Here is a 21884-nt window from a genome sequence, read left to right as displayed (position 1 = left end):
TCAGAAAAAGCTGCATCCGAATGGCCTGCCCCTGCGTATATCGGGTATGCACCGCCCGGAGTCGGATGGAATGAATGCAAGAGCTGAACTACCCTCTGCCTACCGTGCGCAGTTCCGTCGCCCTCGTCCGAGTGCTTGGAGAAGCCCTATTTCCATCAACGATGCTGACCCGTTGCGGCCTTTACTGGCCCAATGTGCCTTGGGCAACCGCCAGGCATTCGAAACCCTGTACCGCAGCGTTTCACCGCGTCTGCACGGTGTTGCCTTGCGTTTCATGGGGCGCCCGGACTTGGCTGAAGAGGTGCTGCAGGAAGCCTTCGTGCGCATCTGGTACAACGCCTCGCGCTACGAGGCCCACCTGGCGGCGCCGATGACGTGGATGGTCAACATCACCCGCAACCTGGCCATCGACCAATTGCGCAAACGCCACGAGCAACCCCTGGCCGATGGCCAACAGGATGCCATGCTCGACGACCGCCCCAGCGCCCACGAACAACTCGACCGCGAACGTGACGCCCATGCGCTGAACCGCTGCCTCGATAGCCTTGACGCTGTGCAGCGCCAATCGATCAGCGTCGCGTACTTCAAGGGCCTGTCGTGCGCGGAGCTGGCCGAACACATGGCGGCACCGTTGGGCTCGGTGAAATCCTGGATTCGTCGTGGCATGGAGCGCCTGCGCAGGTGCCTTGAATCATGAACTACCAAACCACCGCCCTGCGCCGCGCACTCGCCGCCGACTATGCCATTGGGCTGATGCCGGCTACCGCCCGTCGGCGTTTTGACCGCCTGCTGCTGGACGATGCGGCGCTGCGCGTCGAACTCGGCCACTGGCAGGACGCCCTCGCCAGCCTGACCGGCACGCTGCCTGAACACCCGGTGCCGGACCACGTATGGGCCGGCATCCAGGCGCGCATCGAGCCGCAGGTGCTGCACCTGCCAGTGAAGAAACCGGTGTGGCGCAATATGCGCCTGCTGGCGGCCGCCTGCGCAGTGGGCGTAGCGCTATTGGTGGGCGTGTTGTACCCGCGCGATCCCGGCGTGACTTACAACGCCACCCTGCTCAACGCCAGCCAGCAGCCGGCGTTGCGGGTGCAGGCGGTGGGCGATCATCTGCAAATCGAAGCGCTGGCGTTGGCCGCTGTGGAGCCGGCGCGGGACTTGGAGCTGTGGGCCGTTCAGAGCGGCGGTAAACCCATATCCCTGGGCCTGGTGCCTGCTGGCGGAAAAGGTCGGATTGCGCTGAGCGCGGCGCAGCAGGCGTTGCTTATCAAGCCGCTGACCCTGGCCGTCAGCCTGGAACCACGCGGCGGTTCACCGACCGGCCAACCTACCGGCCCCGTGCTATATCAAGGCCAATTGGCATCACTTTAACGAAGATCACGGCTGATGGGCTCAGGAACCCATCGCCGCGCGCAAGGTCCATGAACTAACTACAAAATTTGTCAGGAAGAGACCTATGACTACGATCGCCCCCCAAGTGCCTGAGTACAAGCCCTCGTTCTGGACCCGCCCGCGTCTTTTCGTGGGTGTTTGCCTGGTGGTACTCGCCGGTGTCGGCGGCGCCCTGTACACCCAGGACTCGGTCAAATCCGCCGCCACCCTGGTGACCACGGCCCAGCAACCTGCGGCGCAGATCATGGCCCACAAGGACTACCTGGAAGTGCAATCGATCGCCGCCACCGCCGTCGCGCCAGGCCAGAGCCTGGAACTGTGGGCGATCCCCGAGGACGGCGTGCCGGTATCCCTTGGCCTGTTGCCAGAAGATGGCAAAGGCATCATCGGGCTGAACCCGCGTCAGCAGGAGTCCATCAAGAAGCCTGTGGCGCTGATGGTGAGTTCGGAAACCAAAGGTGGATCGGTGAGCAAGCAGCCGACGGGGCCGACGGTTTATCAGGGCGCGCTGGCAGTTCGCTGAGGAGGCAAAGCAGGTCTAGGGCAGCATAACGAGACGCTTGCGCGTTTTTTACCGATGTAACCGTTATGTATGACCGTCGCCCCGCCCTACCTCCTCCGTACATCATTACTTATGAAAGAAGAGAATTGGCACGTTCTGTAATCACTATAAAAACTGTCAATGTTGACAGTAGAAAGCCGAATGCGGAGTGCAGATCATACCCACTCAAATAATAGAGTGGAGCACTACAACATGCAGACCAAAGTATCATTTTTCGCACTTTTTCTTTTCGCATCACTAGCCGGCACCGCCTATGCGGACGACTGTCCGGATGTATCTAAAATCACCGGGACGGGCGGTTCATTTGCTGTGAGTGGTGCCAGTGGCATAAGTGGATCGCAATGGGTGCTCAGCACGACCTCCGCAGACGTTGATCTGGCTACGCTCACGTTCCAGTCGGTGCGTATTCAAAAAGAAAACGATGAAACAGACGCGACGAAAAAGAAAGATTGGGCCGCTATTTGCCGCTACGTGGATTCAAATAATGAATACGTCACGTTGATCTCCAAACCCAATACGTCCATCAAAACCCAGATTGGTAACTGGGCAAACGTGACCACTACTGCCTTTGACAATGAAGTCAGAGCTAAAACCAAGTTAGCCAGTGACGCAACAGACGCCGATATCACCGCGTGGGACTGCGTAAGCTCAGCCCCCTCCAATTGCACCTTTCAATAGAAAAAGCGGATTGCGATGAAGAGTGCAATTTGCTGAAAGCCATCAGCCAACGCTTGCAGACTTACACCGCCAAGGAAGGCAGATCCCTATCTGAGGCTGACAACTCTCAAATAAAAAAATGGCGACCTCCAGGGCCGCCATTTTTTGCGCAATGCTTTACGCCGCACTGAACAACTTATGTGGATCAATCACAAACTTCTTCGGCACACCCGCATCAAACTCGCCGTAGCCTTTTGGCGCTTGATCCAGGCTGATCACCTCCACGCCAACAATGTCAGCGATGTTGATGCGATCCCACATGATCGCCTGCATCAGCTGGCGGTTGTACTTCATCACCGGCGTCTGGCCGGTGTGGAAGCTGTGGGATTTGGCCCAGCCCAGACCAAAGCGAATGCTCAGGCTGCCCATCTTCGCGGCGGCATCCACGGCACCCGGATCTTCGGTGACGTACAGCCCAGGAATACCAATCTTGCCCGCCACGCGCACCACGCCCATCAGCGAGTTGAGCACGGTGGCCGGCGCTTCGGCCTTGACGCCGTCATGCCCGTGACCGCGTGCTTCGAAGCCCACGCAGTCCACCGCGCAGTCCACTTCCGGCTCGCCCAGCAGCGCAGCGATCTGCTCGTGCAACGGGGTGTCGGTGGACAGGTCGGCAATCTCGAAACCCTGGGCCTTGGCATGCGCCAGGCGGATCGGGTTGACGTCACCGATGATCACCACGGCCGCACCGAGCAGGCGGGCTGAGGCGGCAGCGGCCAGGCCGACCGGGCCGGCACCGGCGATGTACACGGTGCTGCCTGGGCCAACGCCGGCAGTCACGGCGCCGTGGTAGCCCGTTGGGAGAATGTCGGAGAGGCACGTCAGGTCACGGATTTTTTCCATGGCCTTGTCGCGGTCTGGCAGTTTCAGCAGGTTGAAGTCGGCGTACGGCACCAGCACGTACTCGGCCTGGCCACCGGTCCAGTCGCCCATGTCGACGTAGCCGTAGGCACCGCCCGGGCGGGCTGGGTTGACGCTCAGGCACACGCCGGTGTGTTGTTCTTTGCAGGAGCGGCACAGACCGCAGGCAACGTTGAACGGTACCGAGACCAGGTCGCCAATTTTCAGGTTTTCGACGCCGCTACCCATTTCGATCACTTCACCGGTGATCTCGTGACCGAGCACCAGGCCGACCTGGGCAGTCGTGCGGCCGCGCACCATGTGTTGGTCAGAGCCGCAGATATTGGTGGAGACCACGCGCAGGATGACGCCGTGCTCAATCTTCCTGCCACGGGGGTCCTGCATTTTGGGATAGTCGATTTTCTGTACTTCGACCTTGCCGTTGCCGAGATACACGACACCACGATTACCAGACATGCTTTCACCTCGCTGTTGTTTTTATGGAACTGCGTTGCCCTTGGGTGGGCAGCGCGTTAAATGCTCGGGTACAGATGCTGTTTTTGCGTTGTTTGTCAGGGCCTCATCGCAGGCAAGCCAGCTCCCACATTTGATCGGGTTCACACGGCCAAAAATGTGGGAGCGGGCTTGCCCGCGATGGCGATCTAAAGAACGACCGTGCGATTGGCGTTCAAAAACACCCGCCGCTCAATGTGATACCCAACGGCCCGTGCCAACGTCAGCCCTTCAATATCGCGCCCCTTGGCAATCAAATCCTCGGGATAGTGGCTGTGATCCACCACCTCCACGCCCTGGGCGATGATCGGGCCTTCATCCAGGTCGTTGTTGATGTAATGCGCCGTCGCGCCGACCAATTTCACGCCCTTGTTGTACGCCTGATGATAAGGCTTCGCGCCCTTGAACCCGGGCAACAACGAGTGGTGAATGTTGATGGCCTTTCCATCAAGTTTGCGGCACAGCTCCGGCGACAGCACTTGCATGTAGCGCGCAAGGATCACCAGTTCGGCGCCGGTGTCTTCCACCACCTGCCACACCTGACGCTCCTGTGAAGGCTTGTCGTTGGGGTCGAGGGGGAAATGGTAGTAGGGAATCTGGTGCCAGTCGGCCAACGGCTTCAGATCGGGGTGGTTGGATACCACCGCGACCACGTCCATCGACAGTTGGCCGATGCGCTGGCGGTACAACAGGTCGTTGAGGCAGTGATCGGCCTTGGAGACCATGATCACCACTTTTGGCCGGTAGTTCGGTGCCGTCAGTTCGAAGATCATGCCGAAGGCTTCACCGCGCGTGGCCAGGCCGTCGCGGAAACCTTGTTCGTCAAAACCGTCTGGCTGGCGGAACTCCACGCGGATGAAGAACCGGCCCGAAAGCCGATCATCAAACGAGTGGTGCTCAGTGACGTAGCAACCCTGCTCGAACAGGTAGCGGGTGACCGCGTCCACCGTGCCGAGCACGCTGGGGCAGTCGGCGGTCAAAATCCATGTATCGGGTGCGCGGCTCATGGGGCTTTCCTCAGGCTTGGACGTTGAGGCCGAATTCCGCAGAGGCGTCCTGCAACCACAACCACCAGTAATCCGAGAAGCTGCGGCGAATCAGCAGTTCCCAGGTGTCTTCGGCCGTGTGGCGGATCACCAGTTGCGACTTGGCGAACACCGTGCCCACCGCCTTGCCCACCGGGAAGTTGTCGGGGTGCACGTCGTAGCTGGTGGACTTCATCAGCACATCGCGCACGTTCGGCCCGCTCAGCTCAAGAATCTGCTGGCCGCCGCTGACGTTGACGATCTGGATATGCAGCTCACCCAGGGCGTCACGCAGGTTTTTCTCGGCGGCGAACTCGTCACCGCTTGGCACGATGAGCAACCACTCATCCGGGCCGAGCCATTGCAGGCTGGTTTCGCCTTTGACGATCACGGTCAAGGCGCTTGGCAGTTCGATACCCAGGGCCTTGTGCACGCCGGCGGCGAAAGCGGCGTCATGGCCATCGCCACGGATGGTCAGGTGGCCCAGGAGTTTCTTTTCGCGCACGCTCACGCCGGCGTTCTTGCGGCCCTTGCCGACCAGGCTAGCGAGGTCGGCATGGTGCAGCGACGACTCGGCCTTGGCCCCGGTGGTTGGGCGTTGTTGGTAAACATTGGCTGCTGTCATAAAGCACCTGTTTTGAATGCTGTGGTGTCTGTTCTGGCCTCATCGCGGGCAAGCCCGGCTCCCACAGGGGAATACATTCCAGTGTGGGAGCTGGCTTGCCTGCGATGCAGGCGACTCGGTCCATCAGATGTTCTGGCGATCGCCTTTCGGGTCAAAGAACACCGAAGACACAATCTCCGCCTCGATCACGCTGCCATCCGCCTGCGGCGAAAACACCCGCTCGCCAATGCGCTTCAAGCCGCCCTTCACCACACCCATCGCGAACGAATAGCCGAGGGAGTTGTGGGCATAACTTGAGGTCACGTGACCGACCATCTTCATCGGGATCGACTGCTTCGGATCGAACACCAACTGCGCGCCTTCCGGCAGCCACACTTTCGGGTCTACCGGCTTCAAGCCCACCAGTTGCTTGCGCTCTTCACGCACGCAGTCTTCACGGTTCATGCCGCGCCAGCCGATCCACGAGAACGGTTTGGTGCGTCCCACGCACCAGCCCATGTTCAGATCGTCCGGGGTCATCGAGCCGTCAGTATCCTGGCCGACGATGATGAAGCCCTTCTCGGCCCGCAGCACGTGCATGGTTTCGGTGCCGTACGGGGTCAGGTTGTACTTCTTGCCAGCGTCGACGATTTTTTCCAGCACGCCCATGGCGTAGTCGGCTTGCACGTTGACTTCGTACGACAGCTCACCGGTAAACGAAATACGGAACACCCGCGCCGGTACGCCGCCCACCAAGCCTTCTTTCCAGGTCATGAACGGGAAGCCGTCCTTGTCCAGGTCGATGTCGGTGACTTCGGCCAGCAGCTTGCGGCTGTTGGGGCCGGACAGGGTCATGGTGGCCCAGTGGTCGGTGACCGAGGTGAAGTACACCTTGAGGTCTGGCCACTCGGTCTGTTGGTAGATTTCCAGCCACTGGAGTACGCGGGCCGCGCCGCCGGTGGTGGTGGTCATCAGGAAGTGGTTGTCGGCGAGGCAGGCGGTGACGCCGTCGTCGAAGACCATGCCGTCTTCCTTGCACATCAGGCCGTAGCGCGCCTTGCCCACGTCGAGTTTTGTCCAGGCGTTGGTGTAGATGCGGTTGAGGAACTCGCGGGCATCCGGGCCCTGGATGTCGATCTTGCCCAGGGTGGACGCATCCAGCAGGCCAACGCTGTCGCGCACGGCCAGGCATTCGCGTTTCACCGCAGCGTGCAGGTCTTCACCGTTGCGCGGGAAGTACCACGGGCGTTTCCACTGGCCGACGTCTTCAAACTCGGCGCCGTTCTTCACGTGCCACGCTTGCAGCGCGGTGTAGCGGACGGGTTCGAAGATGTGCCCACAGTGACGACCGGCTACGGCGCCGAAGGTTACCGGCGTGTAGTTCGGGCGGAACATGGTGGTGCCCATCTGTGGGATGGTCACGTTCAACGAACGGGCGGCAATCGCCAGGCCGTTGACGTTGCCCAGCTTGCCCTGGTCGGTGCCGAAGCCCAGCGCGGTGTAGCGCTTGACGTGCTCGACCGACTCGAAACCTTCGCGGGTCGCCAGTTCGATGGCGGCGGCGGTCACGTCGTTTTGCAGGTCGACAAATTGCTTCGGTGCCCGTGCGGTTGGCTTGTCGTGCGGCACTTGGTAGATCGCCAGCGTCGGTTCTTCCAGACGGCTCAGGGCCTTTGGCAGCGTACCTTCCACCGGCGCAAAACCGGCTTCACTGGCTGCGCGCACGCCGCCTTCAAAACCATCGGCCAGGGAATCGCCGAGGCCGTAGACGCCATTGATGCCGCCCACGCACACACGTTTCTGCGGTGCTTCGCCCGGTACAAAACCGAGGATGTCTTCACGCCAGGTCGGCTTGCCGCCCAGGTGCGAAGCCAAGTGGACCACCGGGCTGTAGCCGCCGGAACTGGCCACCAGGTCGCAGTCCAGCCACTCGCCGGGGCTGGTGACTTTGTGGGCCTTGACGTCAATCGCAGCAACGCGCGCAGCGGTCACGCGCTTGGTGCCACGGGCTTCGACCACGGCGCTGCCGGTGAGGATGCGAATACCTTTGGCACGGGCTTCTTCAACCAGTGCACCGCGAGGGTTGTGGCGCACATCGGCCACGGCGACCACTTGCAGGCCGGCATCCAACCAATCCAGCGCAACGCGGTAGGCGTGGTCGTTGTTGGTCGACAGCACCAGCTTCTTGCCCGGTGCCACGCCGTAGCGACGCACGTAGGTCGAAACCGCACCGGCGAGCATGTTGCCCGGCACGTCGTTGTTGCCATACACCAGTGGACGCTCGCACGCACCGGTCGCCAGCACGACGCGCTTGGCGCGCACACGGTGGATACGCTGGCGCACCACACCAATCGGCGCACGGTCACCGAGGTGGTCGGTGAGGCGTTCGTGGATGGTCAGGAAGTTATGGTCGTGGTAGCCGTTGACGGTGGCGCGGGGCAGCAGCACCACGTCCGGCAGGGCTTTCAATTCAGCGATAACGCTGGCAACCCATTCAGCGGCTGGCTTGCCGTCGAGGCTTTCACGGGAATCCAGCAGCGAGCCGCCGAACTCTTCCTGCTCGTCGGCGATGATCACGCGGGCACCGCTGCGGGCGGCAGCCAATGCGGCAGCGAGACCGGCAGGGCCTGCGCCGACCACCAGCACGTCGCAGTGACGGTTGAAGTTGTCGTAGGTGTCCGGGTCGTTCTCGGTCGGCGAGCGGCCAAGGCCCGCGGCCTTGCGGATGTACTTCTCGTACGTCATCCAGAACGATTGCGGGTACATGAAGGTTTTGTAGTAGAAACCCGGCGGCATCAGCTTGCCGCCGACCTTGCCAAGAATGCCCATCACGTCGGTGTTGACGTTCGGCCAGCCGTTGGTGCTGGTGGCGACCAGGCCTTGGTACAGCGCCTGTTGCGTGGCGCGCACGTTGGGGATCTGGGTGGCTTCGGTGGCGCCGATCTGCAACACCGCGTTCGGCTCTTCGGCGCCGGCGGCAAAGATGCCGCGGGGACGCGAATACTTGAAGCTGCGGCCGATGATATCGACGCCGTTGGCCAGCAGGGCTGCGGCGAGGGTGTCGCCTTCAAAGCCCTTGTAGGTCTGGCCGTTGAAGGTAAACGTCAGGACTTTGTTACGGTCGATCCGGCCACCGTTGGACAGGCGATTGGTCTGGCTCATACCTTCTCTCCAGAGGCCTTGGCGGTGAATTGTGGCTTCTCACCGATCTTGTAGGTTTCAAGAATTTCGTAGGTCAGGGTGTCGCGGGTCGCGTTGAAGTACTGGCGGCAACCGGCGGCGTGAATCCACAGTTCGTGGTGCAGGCCGCGCGGGTTGTCGCGGAAGAACATGTAGTCGCCCCACTGCTCATCGGTGCAGGTATTCGGGTCCAGCGGACGCGGGATGTGCGCTTGGCCGGACGCGTGGAATTCCTCTTCGGAGCGCAGTTCGCCACAGTGAGGACAGAAGATATGCAACATAGGAAATTTCTCCTGTTAGTGGGCGACGGCCGCAGCGCCGTGTTCGTCGATCAACGCACCGTTGTGGAAACGGTCGATGGAGAAAGGTGCCGCCAACGGGTGCATCTCACCCTTGGCCAGGCTGGCGGCAAACACGTTGCCTGAACCCGGTGTGGCCTTGAAGCCACCGGTGCCCCAACCGCAGTTGAAGAACATGTTCGGTACCGGGGTCTTGGAGATGATCGGGCATGCATCCGGCGTGGTGTCGACGATGCCGCCCCACTGACGGTTCATGCGTACGCGCGACAGCACCGGGAACATCTCGACGATGGCCTGGATGGTGTGCTCGATCACCGGGTACGAACCGCGCTGGCCGTAGCCGTTGTAGCCGTCGATACCGGCGCCGATCACCAGGTCGCCCTTGTCGGACTGGCTGATGTAACCGTGTACGGCGTTGGACATGATCACGCTGTCGATAATCGGTTTGATCGGCTCCGACACCAACGCTTGCAGCGGGTGGGATTCGATCGGCAGGCGGAAGCCCGCCAGCGAGGCCATATGCCCGGAGTTACCGGCGGTGACTACACCGACGCGCTTGGCGCCGATAAAGCCCTTGTTGGTTTCCACGCCGATGCACACGCCGTTTTCCTTGCGAAAGCCGATCACTTCGGTCTGCTGGATCAAGTCCACGCCGAGGGCGTCGGCAGCGCGGGCAAAGCCCCACGCCACGGCATCGTGACGGGCCACGCCGCCGCGCCGTTGCACGGTGGCGCCGAGCACTGGGTAGCGGGTGTTTTTCGAGCAATCCAGGTACGGGATCTCGTCCGCAACCTGCTTGGCGTTGAGCAGCTCACCGTCGACGCCGTTGAGGCGGTTGGCACTCACGCGGCGCTCGGAATCACGGATGTCTTGCAGGGTGTGGCACAGGTTGTAGACGCCACGCTGGGAGAACATCACGTTGTAGTTCAGGTCCTGGGACAGGCCTTCCCACAGTTTCATCGCGTGTTCGTACAGGTGCGCCGACTCGTCCCACAGGTAGTTGGAACGCACGATGGTGGTGTTGCGCGCGGTGTTACCGCCGCCCAGCCAGCCTTTCTCGACCACGGCCACGTTGGTGATGCCGTGCTCTTTGGCCAGGTAGTAGGCGGTCGCCAGACCATGCCCGCCGCCGCCGACGATGACCACGTCGTAGACCTTCTTAGGGGTCGGCGTGCGCCACATCTTCTGCCAGTTTTCGTGGTGGCTGAGGGAGTGCTTGAAGAGGCCGAAGCCCGAGTAGCGTTGCATAGTCATTACTCCAAAACCGCGCTCAGCGATAAACCGGGAAATCAGCGCACAGGGCAGACACGTGCTTGGCCACGTTGGCCTCGACATCGGCGTCGCCGAGGTTGTCGAGGATGTCGCAGATCCAGCCAGCCAGTTCGATGCACTGCGGCACTTTGAAACCACGCGTGGTCACCGCCGGGGTGCCGATGCGCAGGCCCGAGGTCACGAACGGCGACTGTGGGTCATTCGGCACGGCGTTCTTGTTGACGGTGATGTGGGCGCGACCGAGGGCGGCGTCCGCCTCTTTGCCGGTGAGGCCCTGACGGATCAGGCTGACCAGGAACAGGTGGTTATCGGTGCCGCCGGACAACACGTCATATCCGCGCTTGATGAACACCTCGGCCATGGCCTGGGCATTGTCGATCACTTGTTGCTGGTACGCCTTGAAGCCCGGCTCCAGCGCTTCCTTGAAGCACACGGCCTTGCCGGCGATGACGTGCATCAGCGGGCCGCCCTGGGCACCGGGGAACACGGCAGCGTTGAGTTTCTTTTCGATTGCTTCGTTGGACTTGGCCAGGATCAAACCACCCCGTGGACCGCGCAGGGTCTTGTGGGTGGTGGTGGTGACCACATCGGCGTAAGGCAGCGGGTTCGGGTACAGACCGGCAGCGACCAGGCCTGCCACGTGGGCCATGTCCACGAACAGCAACGCGCCCACTTTGTCGGCGATGGCGCGGAAGCGTGGGAAATCCAGAGTCTTGGAGTAGGCCGAGAAGCCTGCCACGACCATCTTCGGCTTGTGCTCGACCGCCAGGCGCTCGACTTCGTCGTAGTCGATCAGGCCGGTGTCGGTGTTGATGCCGTATTGCACCGCGTTGTACAGCTTGCCCGAGGACGACACTTTGGCGCCGTGGGTCAGGTGGCCGCCGTGGGCCAGGCTCATGCCGAGGATGGTGTCACCGGCGTTGATCAGGGCCAGGTACACGGCGCTGTTGGCGGACGAACCGGAGTGCGGTTGCACGTTGGCGTAGTCGGCGCCGAACAGTTGCTTGGCGCGCTCGATGGCCAGGGCTTCGACTTTATCCACATGCTCGCAGCCACCGTAGTAGCGCTTGCCCGGGTAGCCTTCGGCGTATTTGTTGGTGAGGCCGCTGCCTTGCGCTTCCATCACACGTTTGCTGGTGTAGTTCTCTGACGCGATCAGCTCGATATGATCTTCCTGGCGCTGCTCCTCGGCGTTCATCGCCGCCAGCAGTGCGTCGTCATATCCCTGGATCTGGTCTTGTTTGCTGAACATCGCGTCTCTCCCAGCCTTTCGTATTGTTGAGGCCCGGTGCAGGGCCCTTTGATGCGATGGTAGGGCTGGCGCTTGTAGATCAAATGCCTACGCACGCCACGCAAAGGTGCGTTTACGACATTGCCGAAACAACACCCAAAAAATGTGGGAGGACTTCTGTGGGAGCTGGCTTGCCTGCGATGGCGTCGCCTCGGTGCAACTGACACACCGAGGTGCCTGCATCGCAGGCAAGCCAGCTCCCACAGGGGTTAGGCGATGGTCTGGCGGACGAGTAGCAGCAGCAGGAAATGCAGCGGATAAAGGGTATAAGCCCAGCGCCGCATGGCCGGTGGCGAGACGTATTTGGCATGTCGCAACAAGAACAAACCCGCCAATGGCGCAATCAGGCATGCGGCCAGCCCCAACTTCGCCACCAGCGTGTCGCTATTGAGCAAAACCTGCCATTGATTGGCCGCCACACACACCAACCCCGGCAATACGCTGAAATACCAGGCACGGCTGAACACCAGCAACATCGCCAACGGCAGTAATACGCCGAAAAAACCGAACATCAACTGCGAGGAAAACACCCCGGCAATCGCGACGGCAACCAGCGCCAATCCTCGATCAAAAAGCGCCTTCTGCTGCCATCCTCGCGCAACCAGCAGGCCCAGCGCCAAGGTCGGCAACACGTTCAACGTATCGGCATCGTCGATAAACATCCGATACGGCACTTCGCTGATCACACTGAACAGCAGCAGCCAGCCCAGATAACGGCCGCTGACGGACGCGTTTTGCACCCGGTGCAGGTTCGCCGCAATCGCCAGGCAAAACCACGGAAACGCCAGGCGCCCCGGTACATACAGGCCATCCAGGCTCAACCCGACGTACCGCAGGTGATCCAGCACCATGCACAGCAGCGCCAGCCATTTGAGAGAGTCCAAAGCGCCGTCTCGGACAGGTCCGACAGGCAAGGTGTGAGTGCCGTGCATAATTCCCCAACGACTTTGCATTTACAGTACGTGCGCACCCCCGACAATCTTGGTTACAGTGCGCACCAACATCGACCACAGGAATGGGCCATGACCGACAAGAGCCAACAATTCGCCAGCGACAACTATTCCGGCATCTGCCCGGAAGCCTGGGCCGCCATGGAACAAGCCAACCAGGGCCATCAACGTGCCTACGGTGACGATGAATGGACCCACCGCGCCGCCGACGGTTTCCGCAACCTGTTCGAAACCGATTGCGAAGTGTTCTTCGCCTTCAACGGCACCGCGGCCAACTCCCTGGCGCTGTCCTCGCTGTGCCAGAGCTACCATAGCGTGATTTGCTCGGAAACGGCCCACGTCGAAACCGACGAATGCGGCGCCCCGGAGTTTTTCTCCAACGGCTCCAAGCTGCTCACCGCCCGCACTGAAAACGGCAAGCTGACCCCGGAGTCGATCCGCGAGATCGCCCTCAAGCGCCAGGACATCCACTACCCCAAGCCGCGCGTGGTCACCCTGACCCAGGCCACGGAAGTGGGCAGCGTGTACACCCCGGACGAAATCCGCGCGATCAGCGCCACCTGCAAGGAGCTGGGCCTGAACCTGCACATGGACGGCGCACGCTTCTCCAACGCTTGCGCGTTCCTCGGCTGCTCGCCGGCCGACCTGACCTGGAAAGCCGGCGTCGACGTGCTGTGCTTTGGCGGCACCAAGAACGGCATGGCCGTGGGTGAGGCGATCCTGTTCTTCAACCACAAACTGGCCGAAGACTTCGACTACCGCTGCAAACAGGCCGGCCAACTGGCGTCGAAAATGCGCTTCCTGTCCGCGCCATGGGTGGGCTTGCTGGAAAACGACGCCTGGCTCAAACACGCACGCCACGCCAACCATTGCGCGCAACTGCTGAGCAGCCTGGTAGCGGACATTCCGGGCGTGGAGCTGATGTTCCCGGTGCAGGCCAACGGCGTGTTCCTGCAACTCTCGGAACCGGCCATCGCCGCGCTGACGGCCAAGGGCTGGCGCTTCTACACTTTCATCGGCAAAGGCGGCGCGCGCTTCATGTGTGCGTGGGACACCGAGGAAGAACGTGTAAGAGAACTGGCGGCGGATATTCGCGAAGTGATGGGCGCCTGATACTGGCGTAATGCCGAGTCTGTTATTTGATATTTCTGACAGCAGTGCACTGCATATTCATTGACTAGCCTCTTGGAACCCGGAAGGAAAAAGCCGCTGCAGCGGCTACCTTTCGGGCCTAACTGCCTGCCGAATCATCGGCCGGAAATGGAAATCCAGCAGAGCGCTAAACCATGGAATATCAAAGCAACGGCAATACCCTGCAAAGTGACGACGGCGTCAGCACCACCGTGATTGACTGGGATGAGTTCAGGACATCCGCCAAAGTCGGCGACACCATCCGCGAGCCATCCAGAACATTGCGGATCTACGACAAAGTCTATGAACTGACAGCATCAGGCCAGCACTTCGTCGTGCACATCTTCGCCCAGTAACCACTAATGTGGGAGCGGGCTGATCGTTCCCACGCTCTGCGTGGGAATGCCTCCCCGGACGCTCCGCGTCCCATTCAAGGATGAATGCATGGGCAGAAGCCGCTACATCATCACCGAACCTGAAAAACCGCACTTCCTGACATGTACCGTCATGGAGTGGCTACCGTTGTTCACCCGAGACTACCTCGTTGCCCATCTCTTGAATTGCTGGCGCTACCAGCAACGCCATAAAGACTTAAACCTTTACGGCTACGTCATCCTCGAAAACCACCTGCATTTCGTTGCCCAGGCACCTGACCTGAACAAGTGCCTGCGCCAATTCAAGTCTTTCACCGCCCGCTCCATCATTGATGACCTGCAAAACAAAGGCGCCGAACGCGTTCTGCAACGCCTGCGCTTCAGCAAACGCGCGCACAAGACGGATCGGGTTTATCAACTTTGGCAAGAAGGCTCACATGCCGAGATGGTGTACAGCGAGGCTGTGATGCGACAGAAGCTCGATTACATCCACCACAATCCGGTTAAACGCGGTTACGTGGATTTGGCGGAACACTGGCGGTATTCCAGTGCGCGTAACTATGCAGGGGCGGAAGGGCTGATCGATATCCAACGCTGGTATTAATGAGGCGGGACGCGGAGCGTCCCGGGAGGCATTCCCACGCGGAGCGTGGGAACGATCAGAACTGCGCTCGCTGTTAGAACTCGATGCGCACATCGCCTTTCGGCACGCTGCAGCACGACAGGATGTAACCCTCGGCTTCGTCTTCCTCGGTGATCCCACCGTTGTGTTCCATCTCAACCTCGCCGCCCAGCTTCATCACCTTGCAAGTGCCACAGATCCCCATGCCGCAGGCTTTCGGAATCAACAAGCCGAGCTTGGCCGCCGCTGCGTGTACGGTTTCGCCGGGGGCCACGCGGATGCTTTTACCCGAGGCAATGAACTCCACCTGGTGCAGGTCCGCCAGATCGACTTCCGGTGCATCGGCGGCCTGTTCGGCTTGCTCCACCGCGTCGGCACGGGCTTCCGGTGGCGTCGCACCGAAGGACTCCTCGTGATAACGCGCCATGTCAAAACCGGCGACTTCCAGCAGGCGCTTCACCGCATTCATGTACGGCGTAGGCCCGCAGCAGAACACTTCGCGCTCCAGGAAGTCCGGCACCATCAGTTCCAGCATCTTGTGGTTCAGGTAACCGCGATAACCGGCCCATGGCTCGCCCAGGCCGTGTTTCTCACAGATCAGGTGCAGGCTGAAGTTGTCGATCCGCGACGCCATGTGCTCCAGTTCGCGGTGGTAGATGATGTCCTTGGGCGAGCGGGCGCTGTGGATAAACGTCATGTCGACGTTGGCGTTGGTGTCGTAGAACCAGCGCGCCATGGACATCACCGGGGTGATCCCCACGCCGCCGCTGAGGTACAGCACTTTCGGGCTCGGGAAGTCGATGGCGTTGAACAACCCCACCGGCCCGTGCACCGCCAGTTCCTGGCCTTCGTGCAAGGTATCGTGCAGCCAGTTGGAGACCTTGCCGCCCGGTACGCGCTTGATCGTCACCGAGAAGCTGTAGGGCACCGACGGCGAGCTGGAAATAGTGTAGGAACGCATGATCGGCTGGCCTTCGATTTCCAGCTCCAGGGTGACGAACTGCCCCGGCTTGAAAAAGAACAGGATCGGCTGATCAGCCATGAAACAGAAGGTGCGCACGTCCCAGGTTTCCTGGATGACTTTGACGCAACGGACGATGTGCCGACCATTGGCCCAGGTCTGGGTGGTTACCGGATTCAGGAAATTATTAGACATGTTGTTCTCCACCGCCGACGTCGGCCTTATGGTGGCGATTCTGCGTAACGCCGAATGCGCCCATTTACCTATCTGCGACATTCACATACTTATCGCGACCAGGCCCCAACTACCTAGGGTTAAGCGTCGGGATCAGATTGGGCCATGTCGCCCATGGATAAGGTTCGTCGCATCGGCGGCCCCACACTCGCTGCCAACAACGACGCTTTCTTTACGCCTTGCACTGCACCAACCGTAGCCACTATTCGCCGGCCACACAGAATGGCCATGAGGACACACACGATGGACGTCACCGCAACCTTAAGCTTGGGCGATCCGCTGGAACCCGCACGCAAGGCCACCGCGCAAATGCTGCAAGAGCGCGAGCGCACCTTCTCGCTGCCCCAGCCGTTTTACTCTGATGAGCGGCTGTTCGATATCGACATGCAGGAGATCTTCCAGAAAGAGTGGCTGATCGCCGGCATGACCTGCGAAATCCCCACCAAGGGCAACTACCTGACCCTGCAAGTGGGCAAGAACCCGATCATCGTGATCCGTGGCGCCGAAGGCGTGGTGCATGCGTTCCACAACGTCTGCCGCCACCGCGGTTCGCGCCTGTGCACCAGCGACAAGGGCAAGGTCGCCAAGCTGGTCTGCCACTACCACCAGTGGACCTACGAACTGGACGGCCGCCTGCTGTTCGCCGGCACCGAGATGGGCGCCGACTTCGACATGAAGCAGTACGGCTTGAAACCGGTGAACGTGAAGACCGCCGGTGGCTACATCTTCATCAGCCTGGCCGAGAACCCGCCGGCCATCGATGACTTCCTGTCGACGCTGAACCATTACATGGAACCGTACGACATGGAGAACACCAAGGTGGCGATCCAGACCACCTTGTTCGAAAAAGCCAACTGGAAGCTGGTGTTGGAAAACAACCGCGAGTGCTACCACTGCAACGCGTCGCACCCGGAACTGCTGAAAACCCTGCTGGAATGGGACGACGTCACCGACCCGCGCGCCGACCAGGCCTTCAAGGACCACGTCGCCGCCTCCGCTGCCGCCTGGGACGCCGAGAAGATTCCTTACGCCCACGCCAGCTTTGGCCTGCGCAACCGCATCGTGCGCATGCCGCTGCTCAAGGGCACCGTGTCGATGACCCTCGACGGCAAGCAAGGCTGCGCCAAACTGATGGGCCGCATCCAGAACCCTGACCTGGGCTCGATGCGCATCCTGCACCTGCCCCACTCGTGGAACCACTGCATGGGCGACCACATCATCGTGTTCACCGTGTGGCCGATCAGCGCCCAGGAAACCATGGTCACCACCAAGTGGATCGTGCACAAGGACGCCGTCGAAGGCGTGGACTACGACGTGGAGCGCATGCGCCAGGTGTGGGACGCGACCAATGACCAGGACCGTCGCCTGGCCGAAGAGAACCAGCGCGGTATCAACTCAACGGCCTACCAGCCAGGCCCGTACTCGAAGACGTACGAGTTCGGTGTGGTCAACTTTGTGGATTGGTACAGCGAGCGCATGCTGAGCAACCTGGGTGCAGCACCGGCGCCGTACCTCAAGGGCGTGGCCGTACACGAATAAAAAATGTGGGAGCTGGCTTGCCTGCGATAGCGGTGTGACTGACACACCGCTATCGCAGGCAAGCCAGCTCCCACATTTGAATCTTCTCAATGTTCAAAATTTGAGCAATACCGGCACAGACCTTTAACCCCGTGCCCTCCAGCCTTTACCCAACAACTTATCCACAAAGCCACCCACAGCAATTGTGGGCAACTCTGCTTACCGCCCACAAATAACTGAAGAAAATCCGTGACTTATTCAAGTAGACGGTTTTAAGCAAGCACTGGTCAATTTTTAACCATAACTCTGCAAGCAGCGTAAACCGTGGCCTGTAGCGGTACGCAAACACCTTATCCACAGAACCGCCAACAGACTTTGGGTGTAACTTTGCCTGCGCTGTGGAAAACCACGCCAAAGCGTCATAAACCGAGGCTTTCAGCGCTTTCATTCGCATTTACAGGCAAATCGATCACTTTTTGACCATGTCACCGAAAGCCTTTATCCATAAGGCCTGTAGACGATAGCGAACATCTTATCCACAGAAGCGCCAACAGACTTTGGGGGCAAGTCCAGCCCGCGCCACGCCCTTATCCACACAAAAAAGCCCCTAAAAACCGCAACTTAGCCTGATCACTTTTCATACAACCGGCTACAGGCGTTGATTGGCGTGGCCTGTGGACAGCCACGAACACCTTATCCACAGCTACGCGCACAGCGATTGTGGGTAACCATCCAAACTGTACAAAAAACACCCAGCACCTACACTCATTCTTGCAGTTCACTTCACAAGCCTGGGTTAACGCGGAAGTCCTTGGCGGGATGACAGGAGACACAACGGTGATGTGGCAGGGCAAACCCAGCCATCGCTGCGCCAACGGTTTTACGCTGATTGAATTGCTACTGACGCTGGCCCTGCTGGCCACGCTTGCGACAGTGGCTTATCCGCTGACGGCACTGATGGGTAAACGCGACCGCGAACTGGACCTGCAACGCTCGTTGCGGGAAATACGCCGCGCCATCGATTCCTACAAAGAAGCCAGCGACGACGGGCGCATTGAAAAGAACGTCAGTGCCAGTGGTTATCCACCGACCTTGCAAGCACTGGTCGAAGGCGTCACGGACAAAACCAACCTGCAAGGCAATAAACTTTATTTCCTGCGCCGCATTCCACGCGACCCCGTGTGCGAATGCCCCGAACTCGCACCTGAAAAAACCTGGCAACTGCGCAGCTACAAGAGCACCGCCGACAACCCACAAGAAGGAGAAGATGTCTTCGACGTTTCATCCCGCAGCCCCCGGGAGAGTTTGAATGGAACGTTATACAGCCAGTGGTAACCGGGGTTTTACCCTGATCGAGTTGCTGGTGGTCATGGCCATCATCGCCACGCTCATGACCCTGGTAACACCGCAGTATTTCCGTCAGCACGCCAAGGCCCAGGAAACCGTGCTGCGCCACAACCTGTCGTCCATCCGCCAGGCGCTGGACCAATACCGCGAAGACCACGGCGCCAACCCCGAATCCCTGCAAACCCTGGTGGATAAACGCTACCTGCGAGACGTGCCCAAAGACCCGGTCACCGACAGCCGTGACACCTGGCAACTGCAACCCTCAGACGAGCAAGGCCTGGGCGACGTGCGCAGCGGCGCGCCCGGCAGGGCCAAGGACGGGACGGCCTATGCCGACTGGTAAACAGCGCCAACAGGGCTCGGTGTTCATGGGCATGCTGGTGACGGTGGCCGTGGTGGCCGTGATGCTGATGGAAGTGGGCACGCTGTGGTCCAGCGTGTTGCAGCGCGAGCGCGAGTTGGAATTGCTGGCGCGGGGCAACGAGATCCGCCGGGCGATTGGGTTGTATTACCGGGAGGGCAACAGCTTTCCCAAGTCCCTTGAAGACTTGGTGCTTGACCGACGCCAGCCCACCGTCAAACGCTACCTGCGCCGGGTCTACGACGACCCGCTGACCGGCACCGCAGAATGGGGCGTGGTTGAGGGGCCGGGGGAAACCATCATGGGTGTGTTCAGCACGGCCAAGGGCACGCCGTTTAAACAAGGCAATTTCTCAGTCATTAACCAAGGTTTTTCAGGGCAAGGAAGTTATCAAGGGTGGGTGTTTCTGTATGGCTCTGTGCAGAGTAATCCTGCAACCCGCACCGCTCCCATGGGAGATCAGCTGACCAATGATGGCAATTGAATTAGCACACTGATCGTTCCAGCAGTTCGGAACTTGTTTATCTGAATTGAAGGTGACTGAGCATGAATAACTTAAAAAGGCACATCAAGAGTTTGCTCAAATGGATGCTTGCAGGTGTGCTGTTGGCGCCTGCGCTAGCGTTCGCCCATGGTGCGGTGGACATCCCCATTGCCAGACAAGTCTATTGCAAGACGCTCCCGGACTTTTGGTCAGGCAGCCCCAGCGACGCGGGATGCGCCGCACTGGACGCCGCAAGCGGGCAGTATCCGGGCCAGCAATGGAATGAAGTCGCGCATCTGATCGCAGCCCCCGGTTACAACGATCCCGACACTGTTAAAAGAGAAGTCCCCGATGGCCAACTTTGCTCCGCTGCCGACAGCAAGAAAGCTGGCTTGAATCTGGTTTCGCCGGACTGGTTCAGGACAGACGTCACACCCCAAGGCGGCATGATGGATGTGCGGATCATCGGTACTGCGCCGCATGTTCCAAGCTTCGCCAATGTTTACATCACTAAACCGGGGTTTAACCCTACTACCACGCCGCTGACGTGGAACAACCTTGTCCTGATCCACACAGAGCAACTGACTATTGCTCAAACCAACTGGGGCAGTGTACCCCCCGCCATACCCGGAGCCTCTGGGTTCTTCCAGTTCAAAGTCCCGCTTCCAGCAGGCCAGACAGGCCTTGCCACCTTGTTCGTGCATTGGCAGCGTATTGATCCCGCAGGAGAGGGCTTCTACAACTGCATTGATATCAACCTTGTTGGAGCTTCACTACCGGGATCGCTATTTGACCTGGGCCAATTCATCGATGCCATCATGAGCACGCTCAAGCCGGGCGATGCTGTGCACTTCCGTATTCTGGATAACTCACCAGCAGCGAAGGAGGTTGTAGACATCACCCTTCCTATTACGCAAACCAACCTGGACCCGACAATCTGGGGGCAACAACTGGCGAGCCAAATCAATCCGGCCATTGCCAAAGTGGGAGAAAAACAAGGCAACAACGTAACCTACAATGCAAAAGACCCCAGCGCCAACTCGGTATTCGCGCTTGCCAAAGGTTATTCCAAAGCGATGTCGATCATTCCAGGCGGAGGTCAAACGCCGGTCAATCCAGCGGCTCCGAGCGCGCGGATTACTGGACCAATCTCATTGAAGTCGGAAGAAGCCTTTACATTCAGTGGCACGGGGTCGACAGGCAGCAATGGCCCATTGCTCTATCAATGGGCAGTCCCTGGGATGGAAGGCTCGCAAAGCGGTAGTACCCTCCGAGGCAAAGCCTTCAAGGTCGTAACAGCGACTGTTTTCACGGCGCGCTTAAATGTACGTGATCAGCAAAATGGCAAAACTAGCCAAGCGACCTTGGATTTCACTGTTTCGCCCTCAGATGGCGGCGGCACTTACCCTGCCTGGGTCGCAAACGGTGGCTACATCGGCGGCTCAAGAGTATCTAACCGTGGGAAAAACTATGAATGTAAACCGGGGGATTCGGTGCCGTGGTGTAACCAGGCAGTAAACGAGCCTGGAACGGCCAATGTCCCTGCCTGGGAACGCGCCTGGCGGGTTATCCCGTAAGTAAGCGGCATATTCGTTGTCTCTATAACAGCAAGCGCCAAACGTTATAGGGCGCCTTTCGGCGCCCTATATCCAGCAACGCTACAGTTGAAGAAGTACGTGTTCCAACGCAGTCCTACCGGCGGTGCCCATTTGAACAACGGGCCGGGAGAGTTATACACAACCGCCGTACCTTGGCATCCCAACAGGGTATCTCCATGCGCGAACATTCATTTATCCACAGCTGCCGAACCGGCTTCACATTGCTGGAGCTGCTGGTCGTTCTCCTCATCATCGCCCTCCTCGCCGGCTACGTCGGCCCGAAGATGTTCGACCGCCTCGAACTGGCCAAAGTCCAAACCGCCCAAGGCCAGATGAAATCCCTGGCCGACGCCCTGAACCAGTACCGCCTCGACACCGGCAACTACCCCGACGAAACCCTCGGCCTGAACGCGCTCACCACGCGCCCCGCCAATGCCAACAACTGGCAGGGGCCGTATCTGAAAACGCTGCCGCCCGACCCCTGGGGCAACCCGTACATCTTCAAGAACCCCGGCACGCCACCCAACGACGCCGAGATCATCTCCCTGGGCCGCGATGGCAAGGCCGGTGGGATGAACACCTACGCCGACATCGTCTACGGCCTGTGAC

At 60.0% G+C, this 21884-nt stretch carries 22 protein-coding genes; 13 read left to right on the top strand and 9 right to left on the bottom strand.

Annotated elements, in window-relative coordinates; all coding sequences use genetic code 11:
• Positions 1 to 70 precede the first annotated feature (70 nt).
• The 4 genes from ACU688_RS19185 (at position 71) to ACU688_RS19170 (ending at position 2632) form a co-directional block, all read left to right on the top strand.
• Complete coding sequence (locus tag ACU688_RS19185; protein WP_448185957.1) at positions 71 to 697, top strand: sigma-70 family RNA polymerase sigma factor; 627 nt, start codon at positions 71 to 73, stop codon at positions 695 to 697.
• Complete coding sequence (locus ACU688_RS19180) at positions 694 to 1371, top strand: anti-sigma factor (protein WP_448185956.1); 678 nt, start codon at positions 694 to 696, stop codon at positions 1369 to 1371. The genes ACU688_RS19185 and ACU688_RS19180 overlap by 4 nt, the downstream gene beginning before the upstream one ends.
• 85 nt (positions 1372 to 1456) lie before the next feature.
• A complete protein-coding gene (locus ACU688_RS19175; protein WP_448185955.1) occupies positions 1457 to 1915 on the top strand; it encodes an anti-sigma factor domain-containing protein in 459 nt (152 codons plus the stop codon).
• 231 nt (positions 1916 to 2146) lie between these two features.
• Positions 2147 to 2632, top strand: a complete 486-nt coding sequence (locus tag ACU688_RS19170) for a hypothetical protein (RefSeq protein WP_448185954.1) — start codon at positions 2147 to 2149, stop codon at positions 2630 to 2632.
• Positions 2633 to 2788: 156 nt separating this feature from the next.
• Here the strand turns inward: ACU688_RS19170 and fdhA are convergent, their stop codons facing one another.
• The 8 genes from fdhA to ACU688_RS19130 form a co-directional block, all read right to left on the bottom strand.
• Positions 2789 to 3988, bottom strand: a complete 1200-nt coding sequence (gene fdhA, locus ACU688_RS19165) for a formaldehyde dehydrogenase, glutathione-independent (protein WP_124527186.1) — start codon at positions 3986 to 3988, stop codon at positions 2789 to 2791.
• 185 nt (positions 3989 to 4173) lie between these two features.
• Positions 4174 to 5031 carry a formyltetrahydrofolate deformylase gene (gene purU, locus ACU688_RS19160; RefSeq protein ID WP_016977808.1) on the bottom strand — a complete coding sequence of 286 codons (858 nt, stop codon included), beginning with the start codon at positions 5029 to 5031 and terminating at the stop codon, positions 4174 to 4176.
• A 10-nt stretch (positions 5032 to 5041) separates the two neighbouring features.
• The gene (locus ACU688_RS19155) at positions 5042 to 5674 is read right to left on the bottom strand and encodes a sarcosine oxidase subunit gamma (RefSeq protein ID WP_448185953.1); all 633 of its coding nucleotides are present in this window, start codon (positions 5672 to 5674) and stop codon (positions 5042 to 5044) included.
• Positions 5675 to 5797: 123 nt separating this feature from the next.
• Positions 5798 to 8815: a sarcosine oxidase subunit alpha gene (locus ACU688_RS19150; protein WP_448185952.1), complete on the bottom strand. Its 3018-nt coding sequence runs from the start codon at positions 8813 to 8815 to the stop codon at positions 5798 to 5800.
• Positions 8812 to 9114 (bottom strand): sarcosine oxidase subunit delta, encoded by a 303-nt coding sequence (locus tag ACU688_RS19145; protein ID WP_017738445.1) that lies wholly within the window; start codon positions 9112 to 9114, stop codon positions 8812 to 8814. Before ACU688_RS19145 ends, ACU688_RS19150 begins: the two co-directional genes overlap by 4 nt.
• Before the next feature lie 15 nt (positions 9115 to 9129).
• Entirely contained in the window at positions 9130 to 10380 is a 1251-nt protein-coding gene (locus ACU688_RS19140; protein ID WP_010207084.1) for a sarcosine oxidase subunit beta, read from the bottom strand.
• A 22-nt stretch (positions 10381 to 10402) separates the two neighbouring features.
• Positions 10403 to 11656, bottom strand: coding sequence for a serine hydroxymethyltransferase (gene glyA, locus ACU688_RS19135; RefSeq protein WP_448185951.1), 1254 nt, complete (start codon positions 11654 to 11656; stop codon positions 10403 to 10405).
• A 248-nt stretch (positions 11657 to 11904) separates the two neighbouring features.
• Positions 11905 to 12627: a TraX family protein gene (locus ACU688_RS19130; RefSeq protein WP_448185950.1), complete on the bottom strand. Its 723-nt coding sequence runs from the start codon at positions 12625 to 12627 to the stop codon at positions 11905 to 11907.
• A gap of 90 nt (positions 12628 to 12717) precedes the next feature.
• Here ACU688_RS19130 and ACU688_RS19125 point away from each other — a divergent pair, with 90 nt between their 5' ends.
• From ACU688_RS19125 to ACU688_RS19115, 3 genes are all read left to right on the top strand, one after another.
• Entirely contained in the window at positions 12718 to 13758 is a 1041-nt protein-coding gene (locus tag ACU688_RS19125; protein WP_017255052.1) for a threonine aldolase family protein, read from the top strand.
• A gap of 173 nt (positions 13759 to 13931) precedes the next feature.
• Positions 13932 to 14132 (top strand): hypothetical protein, encoded by a 201-nt coding sequence (locus tag ACU688_RS19120; protein ID WP_448185949.1) that lies wholly within the window; start codon positions 13932 to 13934, stop codon positions 14130 to 14132.
• 88 nt (positions 14133 to 14220) lie between these two features.
• Positions 14221 to 14754 carry an REP-associated tyrosine transposase gene (locus ACU688_RS19115; protein WP_448185948.1) on the top strand — a complete coding sequence of 178 codons (534 nt, stop codon included), beginning with the start codon at positions 14221 to 14223 and terminating at the stop codon, positions 14752 to 14754.
• 73 nt (positions 14755 to 14827) lie between these two features.
• Here the strand turns inward: ACU688_RS19115 and gbcB are convergent, their stop codons facing one another.
• Complete coding sequence (gbcB, locus tag ACU688_RS19110) at positions 14828 to 15928, bottom strand: glycine betaine monooxygenase reductase subunit (protein WP_124527192.1); 1101 nt, start codon at positions 15926 to 15928, stop codon at positions 14828 to 14830.
• Positions 15929 to 16210: 282 nt separating this feature from the next.
• Between gbcB and gbca the strand changes: the two genes are divergently transcribed.
• The 6 genes from gbca to gspG all read left to right on the top strand — a co-directional run bounded on the left by gbca (position 16211) and on the right by gspG (position 21883).
• A complete protein-coding gene (gene gbca, locus ACU688_RS19105; RefSeq protein WP_448185947.1) occupies positions 16211 to 17506 on the top strand; it encodes a glycine betaine monooxygenase oxygenase subunit in 1296 nt (431 codons plus the stop codon).
• A gap of 819 nt (positions 17507 to 18325) precedes the next feature.
• A complete protein-coding gene (locus ACU688_RS19100) occupies positions 18326 to 18820 on the top strand; it encodes a type II secretion system protein (RefSeq protein WP_448185946.1) in 495 nt (164 codons plus the stop codon).
• Positions 18795 to 19175, top strand: a complete 381-nt coding sequence (locus tag ACU688_RS19095) for a type II secretion system protein (protein ID WP_448185945.1) — start codon at positions 18795 to 18797, stop codon at positions 19173 to 19175. The genes ACU688_RS19100 and ACU688_RS19095 overlap by 26 nt, the downstream gene beginning before the upstream one ends.
• Positions 19162 to 19677, top strand: a complete 516-nt coding sequence (locus tag ACU688_RS19090) for a type II secretion system protein (protein WP_448185944.1) — start codon at positions 19162 to 19164, stop codon at positions 19675 to 19677. The genes ACU688_RS19095 and ACU688_RS19090 overlap by 14 nt, the downstream gene beginning before the upstream one ends.
• Positions 19678 to 19739: 62 nt before the next feature.
• A complete protein-coding gene (locus tag ACU688_RS19085; protein ID WP_448185943.1) occupies positions 19740 to 21254 on the top strand; it encodes a lytic polysaccharide monooxygenase in 1515 nt (504 codons plus the stop codon).
• A 197-nt stretch (positions 21255 to 21451) separates the two neighbouring features.
• On the top strand, positions 21452 to 21883 hold the full coding sequence (gene gspG, locus ACU688_RS19080; protein WP_448185942.1) for a type II secretion system major pseudopilin GspG: 432 nt from the start codon (positions 21452 to 21454) through the stop codon (positions 21881 to 21883).
• Position 21884 lies beyond the last annotated feature (1 nt).

The organism is Pseudomonas acericola (SeqCode) (assembly GCF_053456465.1).
The sequence above is the reverse complement of the archived record's forward strand: the minus strand, read 5'-3'. Positions and strand labels throughout refer to the sequence as shown.

Bases quoted from the DNA above. Each gene is read 5' to 3' on its own strand.
- ACU688_RS19185 (WP_448185957.1), top strand. From the start codon at position 71: ATGAATGCAAGAGCTGAACTACCCTCTGCCTACCGTGCGCAGTTCCGT.
- ACU688_RS19180 (WP_448185956.1), top strand. From the start codon at position 694: ATGAACTACCAAACCACCGCCCTGCGCCGCGCACTCGCCGCCGACTAT.
- ACU688_RS19175 (WP_448185955.1), top strand. From the start codon at position 1,457: ATGACTACGATCGCCCCCCAAGTGCCTGAGTACAAGCCCTCGTTCTGG.
- ACU688_RS19170 (WP_448185954.1), top strand. From the start codon at position 2,147: ATGCAGACCAAAGTATCATTTTTCGCACTTTTTCTTTTCGCATCACTA.
- fdhA (WP_124527186.1), bottom strand. From the start codon at position 3,988: ATGTCTGGTAATCGTGGTGTCGTGTATCTCGGCAACGGCAAGGTCGAA.
- purU (WP_016977808.1), bottom strand. From the start codon at position 5,031: ATGAGCCGCGCACCCGATACATGGATTTTGACCGCCGACTGCCCCAGC.
- ACU688_RS19155 (WP_448185953.1), bottom strand. From the start codon at position 5,674: ATGACAGCAGCCAATGTTTACCAACAACGCCCAACCACCGGGGCCAAG.
- ACU688_RS19150 (WP_448185952.1), bottom strand. From the start codon at position 8,815: ATGAGCCAGACCAATCGCCTGTCCAACGGTGGCCGGATCGACCGTAAC.
- ACU688_RS19145 (WP_017738445.1), bottom strand. From the start codon at position 9,114: ATGTTGCATATCTTCTGTCCTCACTGTGGCGAACTGCGCTCCGAAGAG.
- ACU688_RS19140 (WP_010207084.1), bottom strand. From the start codon at position 10,380: ATGCAACGCTACTCGGGCTTCGGCCTCTTCAAGCACTCCCTCAGCCAC.
- glyA (WP_448185951.1), bottom strand. From the start codon at position 11,656: ATGTTCAGCAAACAAGACCAGATCCAGGGATATGACGACGCACTGCTG.
- ACU688_RS19130 (WP_448185950.1), bottom strand. From the start codon at position 12,627: ATGCACGGCACTCACACCTTGCCTGTCGGACCTGTCCGAGACGGCGCT.
- ACU688_RS19125 (WP_017255052.1), top strand. From the start codon at position 12,718: ATGACCGACAAGAGCCAACAATTCGCCAGCGACAACTATTCCGGCATC.
- ACU688_RS19120 (WP_448185949.1), top strand. From the start codon at position 13,932: ATGGAATATCAAAGCAACGGCAATACCCTGCAAAGTGACGACGGCGTC.
- ACU688_RS19115 (WP_448185948.1), top strand. From the start codon at position 14,221: ATGGGCAGAAGCCGCTACATCATCACCGAACCTGAAAAACCGCACTTC.
- gbcB (WP_124527192.1), bottom strand. From the start codon at position 15,928: ATGTCTAATAATTTCCTGAATCCGGTAACCACCCAGACCTGGGCCAAT.
- gbca (WP_448185947.1), top strand. From the start codon at position 16,211: ATGGACGTCACCGCAACCTTAAGCTTGGGCGATCCGCTGGAACCCGCA.
- ACU688_RS19100 (WP_448185946.1), top strand. From the start codon at position 18,326: ATGTGGCAGGGCAAACCCAGCCATCGCTGCGCCAACGGTTTTACGCTG.
- ACU688_RS19095 (WP_448185945.1), top strand. From the start codon at position 18,795: ATGGAACGTTATACAGCCAGTGGTAACCGGGGTTTTACCCTGATCGAG.
- ACU688_RS19090 (WP_448185944.1), top strand. From the start codon at position 19,162: ATGCCGACTGGTAAACAGCGCCAACAGGGCTCGGTGTTCATGGGCATG.
- ACU688_RS19085 (WP_448185943.1), top strand. From the start codon at position 19,740: ATGAATAACTTAAAAAGGCACATCAAGAGTTTGCTCAAATGGATGCTT.
- gspG (WP_448185942.1), top strand. From the start codon at position 21,452: ATGCGCGAACATTCATTTATCCACAGCTGCCGAACCGGCTTCACATTG.